11 protein-coding genes are annotated in these 12120 nt (G+C 63.9%); 7 read left to right on the forward strand and 4 right to left on the reverse strand.

Going from position 1 to position 12120, the window contains the following annotated elements:
• Positions 1–30: 30 nt before the first annotated feature.
• Positions 31–672: a DUF47 domain-containing protein gene (locus ACLGL5_RS09940; protein ID WP_027047702.1), complete on the forward strand. Its 642-nt coding sequence runs from the start codon at positions 31–33 to the stop codon at positions 670–672.
• 3 nt (positions 673–675) lie between these two features.
• Positions 676–1680: an inorganic phosphate transporter gene (locus tag ACLGL5_RS09945; protein ID WP_038651914.1), complete on the forward strand. Its 1005-nt coding sequence runs from the start codon at positions 676–678 to the stop codon at positions 1678–1680.
• Between the two features lie 16 nt (positions 1681–1696).
• Here ACLGL5_RS09945 and ACLGL5_RS09950 read toward each other — a convergent pair whose 3' ends face one another.
• Complete coding sequence (locus ACLGL5_RS09950) at positions 1697–2074, reverse strand: VOC family protein (RefSeq protein WP_064984538.1); 378 nt, start codon at positions 2072–2074, stop codon at positions 1697–1699.
• 207 nt (positions 2075–2281) lie between these two features.
• Between ACLGL5_RS09950 and ACLGL5_RS09955 the strand changes: the two genes are divergently transcribed.
• Positions 2282–3454: an Mrp/NBP35 family ATP-binding protein gene (locus tag ACLGL5_RS09955; protein ID WP_069090898.1), complete on the forward strand. Its 1173-nt coding sequence runs from the start codon at positions 2282–2284 to the stop codon at positions 3452–3454.
• 16 nt (positions 3455–3470) lie between these two features.
• On the opposite strand, the gene ACLGL5_RS09960 is transcribed toward ACLGL5_RS09955, so the two are convergent.
• Positions 3471–3920 carry an SRPBCC family protein gene (locus ACLGL5_RS09960; RefSeq protein WP_019862969.1) on the reverse strand — a complete coding sequence of 150 codons (450 nt, stop codon included), beginning with the start codon at positions 3918–3920 and terminating at the stop codon, positions 3471–3473.
• 149 nt (positions 3921–4069) lie between these two features.
• On the opposite strand from ACLGL5_RS09960, the gene ACLGL5_RS09965 reads away from it, so the two are divergent.
• The 4 genes from ACLGL5_RS09965 (at position 4070) to ACLGL5_RS09980 (ending at position 8770) form a co-directional block, all read left to right on the forward strand.
• The gene (locus tag ACLGL5_RS09965; RefSeq protein ID WP_019862970.1) at positions 4070–5875 is read left to right on the forward strand and encodes an IlvD/Edd family dehydratase; all 1806 of its coding nucleotides are present in this window, start codon (positions 4070–4072) and stop codon (positions 5873–5875) included.
• A 225-nt stretch (positions 5876–6100) separates the two neighbouring features.
• Positions 6101–6919 (forward strand): chromate resistance protein ChrB domain-containing protein, encoded by an 819-nt coding sequence (locus ACLGL5_RS09970; RefSeq protein ID WP_027047703.1) that lies wholly within the window; start codon positions 6101–6103, stop codon positions 6917–6919.
• Entirely contained in the window at positions 6916–8307 is a 1392-nt protein-coding gene (gene chrA / locus ACLGL5_RS09975; protein WP_019862972.1) for a chromate efflux transporter, read from the forward strand. The genes ACLGL5_RS09970 and chrA overlap by 4 nt, the downstream gene beginning before the upstream one ends.
• A 64-nt stretch (positions 8308–8371) precedes the next feature.
• Complete coding sequence (locus ACLGL5_RS09980; protein ID WP_027047704.1) at positions 8372–8770, forward strand: hypothetical protein; 399 nt, start codon at positions 8372–8374, stop codon at positions 8768–8770.
• Between the two features lie 42 nt (positions 8771–8812).
• Here ACLGL5_RS09980 and ACLGL5_RS09985 read toward each other — a convergent pair whose 3' ends face one another.
• A complete protein-coding gene (locus tag ACLGL5_RS09985) occupies positions 8813–10402 on the reverse strand; it encodes a trimethylamine methyltransferase family protein (protein WP_494372899.1) in 1590 nt (529 codons plus the stop codon).
• A gap of 193 nt (positions 10403–10595) precedes the next feature.
• Positions 10596–12089 (reverse strand): MocR-like pyridoxine biosynthesis transcription factor PdxR, encoded by a 1494-nt coding sequence (gene pdxR, locus ACLGL5_RS09990; RefSeq protein WP_010913204.1) that lies wholly within the window; start codon positions 12087–12089, stop codon positions 10596–10598.
• Positions 12090–12120: the final 31 nt, after the last annotated feature.

The following is a 12120-nucleotide window of genomic DNA, read 5'->3' on the forward strand; positions in this document are numbered from 1 at the left end:
GTCGTGAACCGGGCGCGATGGGAGACTGACATGCTGGGCTGGTTCCGCAAGCTGCTGCCGCGCGAAGATCGTTTCTTCGAGCTGTTCGAGCGGCATTCCCGCACGGTGGTCGGCGGCGCGGAAGCGCTGCAGCAACTGCTTCAGGGCAAGGACATCGATCGCTGGTGCCAGACGATCGTCGATCTCGAGGACGAGGCCGATCATATCACGGCGGAGGTCCTGCTTGCCGTGCGGCGCTCTTTCATCACGCCTTTCGATCGCGGCGACATCAAGGATCTGATCCAGTCGATGGATGACGCCATCGACATGATGCACAAGACCGTCAAGACGGTGAGGCTGTTCGAGAAGAGGGAGTTCGATCCGCTGATGCAGGAAATGGGCGCCGTCATCGTCGACGCCGCCCGGCTGGTCGCGGAAGCAATCCCGCTGCTCGCCAAGGTCGGTGCCAACAGCGCACGCCTCAACGCCCTTGCCGAGGAGGTGATGCGCGCCGAAGGCCGGGCCGACGACTTGCATGAGCAGGGTTTGAAGGATCTGTTCAGGCGCCATGGCCGCGGTGATGCGATGGCCTATCTGATCGGCAGCGAGATCTATGGCCAGCTGGAAAAGGTGGTCGACCGTTTCGAGGACGTTGCCAACGAGATCAGCGGCATCGTCATCGAGAACGTCTAGACGATGGATGCCGCGATCGCCTTTCCCCTGCTGGCCGGCCTCGTCGCCGTCGCCCTGTTCTTCGATTTTCTCAATGGTTTGCACGACGCCGCCAATTCCATCGCCACCATCGTCTCGACACGCGTGCTCAGGCCGCAATATGCAGTGCTCTGGGCGGCCTTCTTCAACTTCATCGCCTTCATGTTCTTCGGCCTTCATGTCGCCGAGACCGTGGGAAAGGGCATCGTCGACGTCAGCATCGTCACGCCGGCGGTAATCTTCTCGGCCCTCGTCGGCGCCATCGTCTGGAACATCGTAACCTGGATCGCTGGCATCCCCTCGAGCAGTTCGCACGCGCTGATCGGCGGGCTGGTCGGTGCCGGTGTTGCGAAGGGCGGCATCGGTGCCATCGTCTGGTCGGGACTTGGCAAGACGGTCGCCGCGATCGTGCTCTCGCCGGCGACCGGTTTTGCGCTGGCGCTCGTCCTGATCCTGGTGGTTTCCTGGCTGTTCGTGCGTCAGACGCCGTTCGCCGTCGACAACACCTTTCGCGTCCTGCAGTTCTTTTCCGCCTCGCTCTATTCGCTCGGCCATGGCGGCAACGATGCGCAGAAGACCATGGGCATCATCGCCGTGCTGCTCTATTCGCAAGGCATGCTCGGCGAGAAATTCTACGTGCCGCTCTGGGTCGTCCTGACCTGCCAGTCGGCGCTGGCGCTTGGCACGCTGCTCGGCGGCTGGCGGATCGTCCACACAATGGGTTCGAAGATCACCCGGCTCAATCCGATGCAGGGCTTCTGCGCCGAAACCGGCGGCGCCATCACGCTGTTCGCCGCCACCTGGCTCGGCGTTCCCGTATCGACCACGCATACGATTACCGGCGCCATCATCGGCGTCGGCGCAGCCCGCCGCGTCTCGGCGGTGCGCTGGGGCATCGCCGGCAACATCGTCATCGCCTGGATCGTCACCTTGCCGGCGACGGCGGCGATTTCGGCTCTCACTTATTTCGTCACAAGCCTGGCAGGCTGACGCGGAGCGCCGAAGCCTATTTGTCGACGAGGTTCAGGATGTTGCCGTCCGGGTCCTTGAACCAGGCGACTTTCATGCCTTGGCCGACATGGATGTCGCCCTTGATCGTCAGGCCGGGCATTTCGTAATGCTCGAAGACAACGCCTTTCGATTTCAATGATTTGACGACAGTCTCGATCTGATCGCCTACCGTCCACGTCACCGCCGTCGCCTTGTTGGTACCTGCGAATTGGGAATGATAGACATTGATGAGCGTGTCGCCGCTTTTGTAGACGACAAGCTCGCCGCCCATGTCGTCGATCTGCTTGAGGCCTAGCGTGCCTTCATAGAAGGCCTTTGCCTTTGCCAGGTCCTTGACGGCGAGATTGGCCGTTGCGTTGCTTTTCTCGAGCATGACCGTCTCCTTCCCGCATTGTCGTGTCCTCGTTCAGGCAAACGAAATAGGGCACGCGGCCCGTTTGGCCATCGGCCGGAAGCGTCATCCGGCAAGAATCCGACAGCATCGGTCGTTTTCCGTGGCACGCCGGGCAAGCCTTTGCGTCACGGCTTGGTTCTCGCCGGAAACTGCACTATCTGCATTGCCAAACGCCGAGGAAAGATCATGTCCGTCACCAAGGAAATCGTCACCGAGCGCCTGAAGACGGTCAACGGACCGGACTTCACCGGCAACATCGTCGATCTCGGTATGGTTTCCGAGATTTTCATCGCCGATTCGAAAGTCTTCTTCTCGATCACCGTTCCCGCCGCCAGGGCGCAGGAAATGGAACCGCTGCGCTCCGCCGCGGAGCGCGTGGTGAAAGCAATTCCCGGCGTCGCCGGCGCCGTGGTGGCATTGACGGCGGAAAAGAAGGGCGGCGGCATGGAGGCCCCGGTGCCAACGCGCCCTGCGGCCAGACCGGCACCACCCGCCGCTGCCGCCCCGCGCCTCGCGCCGCATGCTCCAGCGTCGCAAAGTTCAGGCAAGCGCGGCGTGCCCGGTATCGAGGCGATCATCGCCGTTGCTTCCGGAAAGGGCGGTGTCGGCAAGTCGACCACCGCCGTCAATCTGGCGCTTGGCCTTGCCGCCAACGGCTTGCGGGTCGGCGTGCTCGATGCCGACATTTACGGCCCGTCCATGCCGAAGCTGCTCAACATCCATGGCCGGCCGCAGACGGTTGACGGCAAGATCCTGAAGCCGATGGAGAATTACGGCCTCAAGGTGATGTCGATGGGCTTCCTCGTCGATGAGGAGACGCCGATGATCTGGCGCGGGCCGATGGTGATGTCGGCGCTGACGCAGATGCTTCGCGAGGTCGAATGGGGCCGGCTCGACGTGCTTGTCGTCGATATGCCGCCCGGCACCGGCGACGCGCAGCTGACGATGGCGCAGCAGGTGCCGCTGGCCGGCGCCGTCATCGTCTCGACGCCGCAGGACCTGGCGCTGATCGATGCCCGCAAGGGGCTGAACATGTTCAAGAAGGTCGACGTACCGCTGCTCGGCATCGTCGAGAACATGAGCTATTTCATCGCGCCCGATACCGGCAAGCGCTACGACATTTTCGGCCATGGCGGCGCGCGCCGCGAGGCCGAACGCCTCGGCGTCACCTTCCTCGGCGAAGTGCCGCTGGAAATGGGCATCCGCGAAAGCTCGGATGCCGGGCAGCCGGTGGTTGTCTCGAAGCCCGATAGCGCGGAGGCCAAAGCCTATCGCGACATCGCCGCCAAGGTCTGGGACAGGGTCAATGAGGAACGAGGCGCGGCCGAAGCGGCAGTGCCGAGCATCGTCTTCGAGTGACCTCGCAGCGAAACGGTCAGCCGCCGACCTTCTCGCCGAAACTCGAAAAGAACTGCCCGGCCAGTTTTTTCGACGTCGACTCGATCAGCCGGCTGCCGAGCTGGGCAATCTTGCCGCCGACATCGGCCTTGGCCGCGTATTTGAGCACCGTGGCATCCGGCCCATCCTCGGTCAGCGTCACGTCGGCGCCGCCCTTGGCGAAGCCGGCAATGCCGCCCTTGCCTTCGCCCTGGATGGTGTAGGAATGCGGCGGCTTGAGATTTTTCAGCGTCACTTCGCCGTTGAAGGTGGCCTTGATAGGCCCGATCTTCAGCACCACCGTCGCGGCCATCTCGGTCGGCGACTTCATGTCGAGGCTCTGGCAACCGGGAATGGTCGCCTTCAAAACCTCGGGATCGTTCAGCGCTTCCCAGACTTTTTGCAGGGGTGCGGCAATGCGTTCCTCGCCTTCGATCACCAAAGCCATCAAGAACCTCCCGGAAACAATGGTTTGAAGCCCTAGCGCAGAGGTGCTGTTGTGTCTATCGCACCAAAGTGCGGGTTGGGAACGCGTGTGCCCCTTGCTTGCATTGACGCGTTGTCATATCGATTTGTCATACAAATACGGAGACCGTGATGGCCGGCGCCCCCACCAAGAAGAAAAAATTCCGCTCGCAGGAGTGGTTCGACAACCCTGACAACCCCGGCATGACGGCGCTCTATCTTGAGCGATACCTGAATTACGGGCTGACGCGCGCCGAACTGATGTCGGGCAAGCCGCTGATCGGCATCGCCCAGACCGGCTCGGATCTGTCGCCCTGCAACCGACACCATATCGAGCTCGCCAAGCGCGTGCGCGAAGGCATCGTCTCGATGGGCGGCATTCCCTTCGAATTCCCATGCCATCCGATCCAGGAGACCGGCAAGCGCCCGACCGCGGCCCTTGACCGCAACCTTGCCTATCTAGGCCTCGTCGAGGTGCTCTACGGCTACCCGCTCGACGGCGTCGTGCTGACCATCGGTTGCGACAAGACGACGCCGGCGCTGCTCATGGCGGCGGCCACCGTCAACATCCCGGCCATCGCCCTGTCGGTCGGCCCGATGCTCAACGGCTGGCACAAGGGCAAGCGCACCGGCTCCGGCACCATCGTCTGGGAATCGCGCCAGCGCCTGTCGGCCGGCGAGATCGACTATGACGAGTTCATGGATATCGTCGCCTCCTCGGCGCCCTCCACCGGCTACTGCAACACGATGGGCACCGCCACCACGATGAATTCGCTGGCAGAAGCGCTCGGCATGCAGCTGCCGGGCTCGGCCGCCATCCCGGCCCCTTACCGCGAGCGCGGGCAGATCGCCTACGAGACGGGCAAGCGCATCGTCGACATGGTGCATGAGGATTTGAAACCGTCGGACATCATGACGCGCAAGGCCTTCGAGAATGCCATCGTCGTCAATTCGGCGATCGGCGGCTCGACCAACGCGCCGATCCATCTCAACGCCATTGCCCGCCATCTCGGCGTGCAGCTCGACAATGATGACTGGCAGGAGATCGGCCTCAAGGTGCCGCTCCTCGTCAATCTGCAGCCGACGGGCGAGTATCTCGGCGAGGATTATCATCACGCCGGCGGCGTGCCGGCCGTAGTGGCCGAGCTGATGAAGGGCGGGCTGTTGCCGCATCCCGATGCCCTGACGGCCAATGGCAAGTCGATCGGCGACAATTGCAAGGCGGCGGTGGTCGAAAACGCCGATGTCATCCGCAGCGTCGACAAGCCGCTGAAGGTCAATGCCGGCTTCATCAACCTCAGCGGCAACCTGTTCGATTCGGCGATCATGAAAACCAGCGGCATCTCGCCGGAATTCCGCGAGCGCTACCTCTCCAATCCGAAGGACCCGGAAGCTTTCGAAGGCAACGCCATGGTCTTTGACGGGCCGGAGGATTACCACGCACGCATCGACGATCCGGCGCAAGGCATCGACGAACACACGATCCTGTTCATGCGCGGCGCCGGCCCGGTCGGCTATCCCGGTGGCGCCGAGGTCGTCAACATGCAGCCGCCGGCATACCTTATCAAGAAGGGCATCCATGCGCTGGCCTGCATCGGCGACGGCCGCCAGTCGGGCACGTCGGGCTCGCCGTCGATTCTCAACGCCTCGCCGGAAGCTGCCATTGGCGGCGGACTGGCGTTGCTCAAGACAGGTGATCGCGTCCGCATCGACCTGAACAAGGGCACCGCCAACATCCTGGTCAGCGACGAAGAGATCGCCAAGCGGCGCGCGGCGCTGCAGGGCAATGGCGGCTACCACTATCCGCAGCACCAGACGCCGTGGCAGGAAATCCAGCGCGGCATGGTCGACCAGTTCGACCAGGGCATGGTGTTGAAGCCGGCGGTGAAGTACCAGGATGTCGCGCACACCAGGGGCGTGCCCAGGGACAATCACTGATTGCTCCGGGGACAATCACTGACGCTAAATCGGCGGCGGCCTGGTCAATCGGGCCGCCGCCGCCGTTTTCAGTTCTGTGTGGTTTGTCCCGGTCGAGGCCGGTCACGATCCTTGACAAGCGCTCGCAACAAATCCACCATTGTGGCCAAGGGGTGCATCGCGACGACCCCGTGAGGCGTCAGCCCAACGTTCGCGTCCAAGCTTCTCTATCAGGAGGTGGACGCCATGCCGTCAACAACCGCTATCACCGTATCGCAACTGTCTCGTCTGGTCGGCCTGCCGGGAGCCCCGGTAATCGTCGATGTTCGCATCGATGAGGATTTCGACGCCGATCCACGCCTGCTGCCGGCCTCGATCCGGCGCGATTTCAAAACCGTTCCGACCTGGGCGCCCGATTTCGCCGGCCAGCCTGTGGCGGTCGTCTGCCAGAAGGGCCTGAAGCTCTCGCAAGGTGTCGCCGCATGGCTGCGTCATGAGGGGATTCCCGCCGAATCCCTTGAAGGGGGTTTCGAAGCCTGGCGCGAGGCAGACGGGCTTTTGGTCAGCACCGACAAATTGCCACCGCGCGACGAAAAGGGCCATACCGTATGGGTGACACGGGCACGCCCGAAGGTCGACCGCATCGCTTGCCCCTGGCTGATCCGGCGTTTCGTCGATCCTCATGCGGTCTTCCTGTTCGTCGAGGCAGCCGAAGTGCCGGCTGTCGCTGACCGCTTTCAGGCCGTGCCGTTCGACATCGACAATGTGTTCTGGAGCCATCGCGGTGAACGCTGCACCTTCGATACGATGATCGAGGAATTCGGGCTGGAATCCACCGCACTCGACCGCCTCGCCGCGATCGTGCGCGCGGCCGACACCGCAAGGCTCGATCTGGCGCCCCAGGCCGCCGGCTTTCTGGCTGCTTCGCTTGGCCTGTCGCGGATGTTTCGCGACGATCTGGAACAACTGGAAGCAGGCATGCTGCTCTACGATGCGTTCTTCCGCTGGTGCCGCGATGCCACCGAGGAAACGCACAATTGGCCCAGCGCGGGTAAACCGTCATGAGCGCCGTTGTGCCTGCACATGGGTCGGGGAACGTCGAGGCGCCGGCTGTGCCGACCTTTGCCGAAGCCGTCAAGGTCTGGGCGAAGATCGGACTGCTCAGCTTCGGCGGGCCGGCCGGGCAGATCGCCCTGATGCACAGGGAACTGGTCGAGGAACGGCGCTGGATCGGTGAACAGCGTTTCCTGCATGCGCTGAACTACTGCATGCTTTTGCCTGGCCCGGAAGCCCAGCAACTTGCCATCTATATCGGCTGGCTGCTGCACAGGACGATCGGCGGTCTTGTCGCCGGCATCCTGTTCGTCGTGCCCGGCGCGCTCGTCATGCTGATCCTGAGCAGCCTCTACGTGCTCTATGGCGACATTCCGCTCGTCGAGGCGCTTTTCCTCGGGGTGAAGGCGGCGGTGCTTGCCATCGTCATCGAGGCGGTGATCCGCATCGGACGGCGCGCCCTGAAAAACCCGGCCATGGTGTCGATCGCGGTCGCGGCCTTCATCGCAATCTACGCGTTGAATGTGCCGTTCCCGCTGATCATCCTGCTCGCCGGCCTGACAGGATGGCTGGGAGACCGCCTCGCTCCGGGTCTCTTCTCCGGTTCGGCGCACGGCAAGGATGATGGTCCCGATATCAAGGGCGCCGTCGACCTGATGTTCGAGCGCGGCGAACTGTCCCATGTCAAACCGACCAGATGGCATGCGCCGCGCACTGTCGCGATCTGGCTGCCGATTTGGCTCGGACCGGTCCTCCTGATCTGGTGGTTCACCGGCTCTGCCAGTGTGTGGACCGAGATAGGCCGGTTCTTCAGCCTGATGGCGGTCGTCACCTTCGGCGGCGCCTATGCGGTGCTGGCCTATGTCGCGCAGGCCGCCGTCCAGTCATTCGGCTGGCTGGCTCCCGGTGAAATGGTTGATGGTCTCGGACTTGCCGAGACCACGCCCGGCCCGCTCATCCTGGTGCTGCAGTTTGTCGGCTTCATCGCCGCGTTCCGTCACTCCGGGTCACTGAACCCATTGCTTGGCGGATCGCTCGGAGCGCTGCTGACCCTGTGGGTGACCTTCACGCCGTGCTTCTTCTGGATATTCCTTGGCGCGCCCTATATCGAGGCCTTGCGCGGCAACAGGGCCTTGTCGGCGGCGCTCGGCGCGATCACCGCCGCTGTTGTCGGCGTCATCATGAATCTCGCTTTGTGGTTTGCCTTGCACGTCGTCTTCCGTGAGGTGCACGCAATGAGCCTCGGCATGAATGTGCCGGTGCTTGCGTCGATCGACTGGCGCGCGGCGCTGCTGTCCTTGGCCGCGATGATCGCCATCCTGAAGCTGAAGATCGGCATGCTGCCGACGCTCGCTGGATCGGCCCTTGCCGGTGTCTTGCTGCTGGCGGTAAGTGGCTAGATGCCAGCCCGCTTTGTATTCCGCTTCCCGACCACTTAAGTGGTTGGAAACGGATTGGAACATCATGGCGCAACGACGCTCTTCCCTCGGCTTTCTCGGCATGTTCGGCCGCTCGGGTGATCTGAGGCAGCTCGATTCCGCCTTGCGCGGCGCCGACCTGCACCCCGCCCTCGTGCCGGAGGGCGTGAAGCTCACAATCGTCAATCTGATGAAGGATCGCTGGCCGGACGAGCCGCCGCCACAGGCCTATCCGGACGTGGCGCTGCTGTTCAGCTATTGCATCGCCGGTCCGGAAACCTTCGAAAGCTCGCAAGGTTTGCAGCAGCGGCAGGACGTCGAACGCCGGATCGAGGCCGCGGTGGAAGCCGGCGACAGTTTCGACGCACAGATCGTGCTGATGGCTCTGCACGCCAAGCTGATCAATGCCGAGGTCGTCGAGCGCTACGGTCTGGGCGCCGACTAGGGCATGTTGATTTTCAGGCGATGGTGCCGGTCCGCAAACCGGCTACCCGCCCATATTGGCGCGCGGCAGCTTGATCATGTCGCCGAAGCGGGCGCGCAGTTTTTCGTCGAGCAGTTTTGGCACATGGCGCGGGAAGCGTTCGGCAAGGATGCGCTTCTTCTCGATGATCGCGCGCTGCAATATGTCGGGACGGCCCTTCTCGTTCCATTCCTTCGGCGAAAATCGGTCGCCGACGGCCGGGTAGAAATACTCCGTCTGCATCAGCCGCAGCGTCTGCTCGTTGCCGAGATAGTGGCCAGGCCCATTCAGGCAGACTTCGGCGATGGTGTCGATCGACAGCGCTTCGTCTGTCACCTCGATGCCGCGCACGCAGCGCAGGCAATGGCCGAGCATGTCATTGTCGATGATCAGGCTTTCCAGGCAGAAGCCGAGCAGCGAGGCATGCATGCCGGCCAATTCATAGACGAGGTTGAGCCCGGCCAAGCCGGCCATCACGTCGGTGATGCCTTTTTCGTAGCCGGACTGGATGTCGGGCAGTTTCGAATCCGTCATGCCGGCGGCCGAGCCACCCGGCAGATCGTAGAACTGCGCCATCTGCGCGCAGGCCGCGGTCAGCACCGCCTGTTCGGCCGAGCCGCCCGACATGGCGCCGGTCCGTAGGTCCGACACGAACGGCCATGTGCCGAAGATTGCCGGATGCCCCGGCTTGATGGCGTTGACATAGACCAGACCGGCCAGCACTTCGGCCACTGCCTGCACCACGGCGCCGGCAATCGCCGCCGGCGCGGTCGCGCCGGCCTGGCCGGCCGACAAAAGCAGGATCGGGATGCCGCCTTCGACGCAGGCCTCGAGCACGCCGCAGGCATCCTCGGCGAATTTCATCGGCGGCACGACGAAGCAGTTGGAGTTCGACACGAACGGCCGGGCGCGGAAATTCTCCTCCCCGCCGGCAATGGCATAGAGCATTTCCAGCGCCGGCTGCACATTCTCGCGCACCGTGAACGAGGTGCCGACATGCTTGGACGTACCCATCACGCAGGCATAGAGCGTGTTGAAGTCCATTTCGAGCGGATCGGGAATGTCGCGCGGCACCATGGGCCGCTGGAAGAAATGGATGTTGTCGAGCCCGTCGACGATGCGGGCGGCGTCATAGATGTCCTGCAGCAGCGATTCGCGGTATTCGCGCTTCTCGACATCGACCAGATGCACGGCGGCGCCAGCCGTGCCGTAGTGCACGCGCTTGCCCTGGATCACCATATCGTGTTTCGGATCCTGGCCGTGCAAGGTGAAATTGCGTGCCGCTTTTTTGATCGTATCGAGCACCAGGGCGCGCGGGAAACTGATGCGGCCATCGTCGCCATAGGTGGCGCCGGCCTTGGTCAGCGCCTCGATGCAAGAGGGGATGGCATTGGCGAAGCCGACCGTCTCCAGCAGCGTCAGCACCGCCTCGTGGATGCGCTCCTGGTCGTTGCCGCGCAGCGGTCCGTAGCTGCCGCCCTCGAGGCCGGCGCGCACCGGCCTGATGTCGTCGGCGAGCGGCGCTGCCCGCATGGCACGGCGCGCTTCGCGTCCACCGGAGCGGCGCGAGCGCTGATCCGCCGCCGCTTCCTGCTTTTCAAGAACCACAGACATGGAGGCACTCCACCTTTTCTCGGAAACAGGGCGGCGGTTGGTCCACCATCGGCTGCTTCTTCCCCTTTGTGCCACGACTATGCCGCCGGCATTGGCCCAGACCATGAGCCAGCCGGTCTGGTTGCATATGCCAGCGCTAAAGGAAACGGGGCCGCGATCGGTCGGCCCCGGTCAAAAGGATCGGATAAGTGGATCAGGCGGCGGCGGGCCTGCGCCCGGCGGCGGTGGCCAGTTCCCGGATGCCTGGCTCGATGTGCTGCAGCGCGATCGAGGAAATGCCCAAACGCATGAAACGCGAAGGCTTTTCGGTGCGGTCGAAGAAGCGGTCTCCCGGCTCGATGATGACGCTGCGCGAGGCCGCGGCCTCGGCCAAACCGCGGGAATCGGTGCCGCGCGGGCCTTCGAGCCAGAGCGACGTGCCGCCGGCCGAGTCGGTCGAGCGCCATTCCGGCAGGAAAGCGGAAATCGCATGGACCAGACGCTTGCGCCGCTCGTCGAAGGCGCTCGACAGGCGCCGCACCAAGGCCTCGTGATGGCCGAGCGACAGGAAGAGCGCCACGGCACGCTGGTTGTTGGCCGGCGGATGGCGCAGCATGAAGCGGCGCAGCGCCCTCAGTTCCGAGATTAGTCCAGCAGAGGCCACGATGTAGCCAAGCCGCAGGCCCGGGGCCAGCGTCTTCGACATCGAGCCGACATAGACGACGCGGCCGGAACGATCGAGGCTCTTCAGCGCCTGCTGCGGCGCCTCGTCGAGAAGCTGGCTGTCATAGCCGTCCTCGATGATGATCTGGTTGTGCCGGTTGGCACGCGCCAGAAGGTCCTGCCGCCGCTCGGCCGACAACGGCACCATGGTCGGGCAATGATGGCTGGGCGTGACGAAGACGAAGCCGGAATCATTGGGGATAGAAGAGGTTACGATGCCGGACTGGTCGACCGGCACCGGCTGGATGTCGGCGCCCGCAAGCCGGAAGATCGAGCGTGCGTCGGGGTAGCCCGGGTCCTCCATCGCCACCTTCGAGCCCTTGGTCATCAGCAGCGAAGCCAGCATGTAGAGCGCGTTCTGGGCGCCAAGCGTGACGATGATCTCGTCGGGATTGGCGAAGATGCCGCGCCGGGGCAAGAGCCGCGCCTGGATCTGCTCGATCAGCAGCGGATCGTCGCGATCGACCATGTCGGACGCCCAGTTGCGGATTTCGAGCACGGCCAGCGCCATGCGGTTGCACTCGCGCCATTCGGCGGTCGGGAACAGCGCCGGGTCGAACTGGCCGTAGACGAAGGGGTAGGACGACTTGATCCAGTTCTCGTGCTTGGCCGGCGGCGGCATGTCGCTGGCGGCGATCTGCCGGCGTGCCTTCCAGTCGATCTCATTGGCCTGGTCGGGCGCCTTCTGGTGCGGCTTGGCCGGTGTTGCCAGCACGTCGGGGTTGACGAAATGGCCGCGCCGCTCGCGCGCCACCAGGAACCCCTGGTCGACGAGCTGCTGGAAGGCCAGCACCACCGTCCCGCGTGCGACGCCCAGCTTCTCGGCCAGGATCCGGCAGGAGGGAAGCGGCATCGAAGCGGCGATCTGCCGGTCGAGAATGGCGGCCACGATGGCCTGGCGGATCTGCGCCTGCAGGGTTTGGCCGGATTCGGCCGAAATCCGGAACAGGCCGGACCATATGGCCGTGTCGTTGCGCTGTGGCATGGGAAATCTTCCTCGGATGGCCAGCCATTTT

It is taken from the genome of Mesorhizobium sp. U510, assembly GCF_059180695.1.

Excerpts from the sequence above, each read along its gene's own strand:
- ACLGL5_RS09950 (WP_064984538.1), bottom strand. The coding sequence starts at position 2,074 with ATGCTCGAGAAAAGCAACGCAACGGCCAATCTCGCCGTCAAGGACCTG.
- ACLGL5_RS09965 (WP_019862970.1), top strand. The coding sequence starts at position 4,070 with ATGGCCGGCGCCCCCACCAAGAAGAAAAAATTCCGCTCGCAGGAGTGG.
- chrA (WP_019862972.1), top strand. The coding sequence starts at position 6,916 with ATGAGCGCCGTTGTGCCTGCACATGGGTCGGGGAACGTCGAGGCGCCG.
- ACLGL5_RS09980 (WP_027047704.1), top strand. The coding sequence starts at position 8,372 with ATGGCGCAACGACGCTCTTCCCTCGGCTTTCTCGGCATGTTCGGCCGC.
- pdxR (WP_010913204.1), bottom strand. The coding sequence starts at position 12,089 with ATGCCACAGCGCAACGACACGGCCATATGGTCCGGCCTGTTCCGGATT.
- ACLGL5_RS09945 (WP_038651914.1), top strand. The coding sequence starts at position 676 with ATGGATGCCGCGATCGCCTTTCCCCTGCTGGCCGGCCTCGTCGCCGTC.
- ACLGL5_RS09985 (WP_494372899.1), bottom strand. The coding sequence starts at position 10,402 with ATGTCTGTGGTTCTTGAAAAGCAGGAAGCGGCGGCGGATCAGCGCTCG.
- ACLGL5_RS09970 (WP_027047703.1), top strand. The coding sequence starts at position 6,101 with ATGCCGTCAACAACCGCTATCACCGTATCGCAACTGTCTCGTCTGGTC.
- ACLGL5_RS09960 (WP_019862969.1), bottom strand. The coding sequence starts at position 3,920 with ATGGCTTTGGTGATCGAAGGCGAGGAACGCATTGCCGCACCCCTGCAA.
- ACLGL5_RS09955 (WP_069090898.1), top strand. The coding sequence starts at position 2,282 with ATGTCCGTCACCAAGGAAATCGTCACCGAGCGCCTGAAGACGGTCAAC.
- ACLGL5_RS09940 (WP_027047702.1), top strand. The coding sequence starts at position 31 with ATGCTGGGCTGGTTCCGCAAGCTGCTGCCGCGCGAAGATCGTTTCTTC.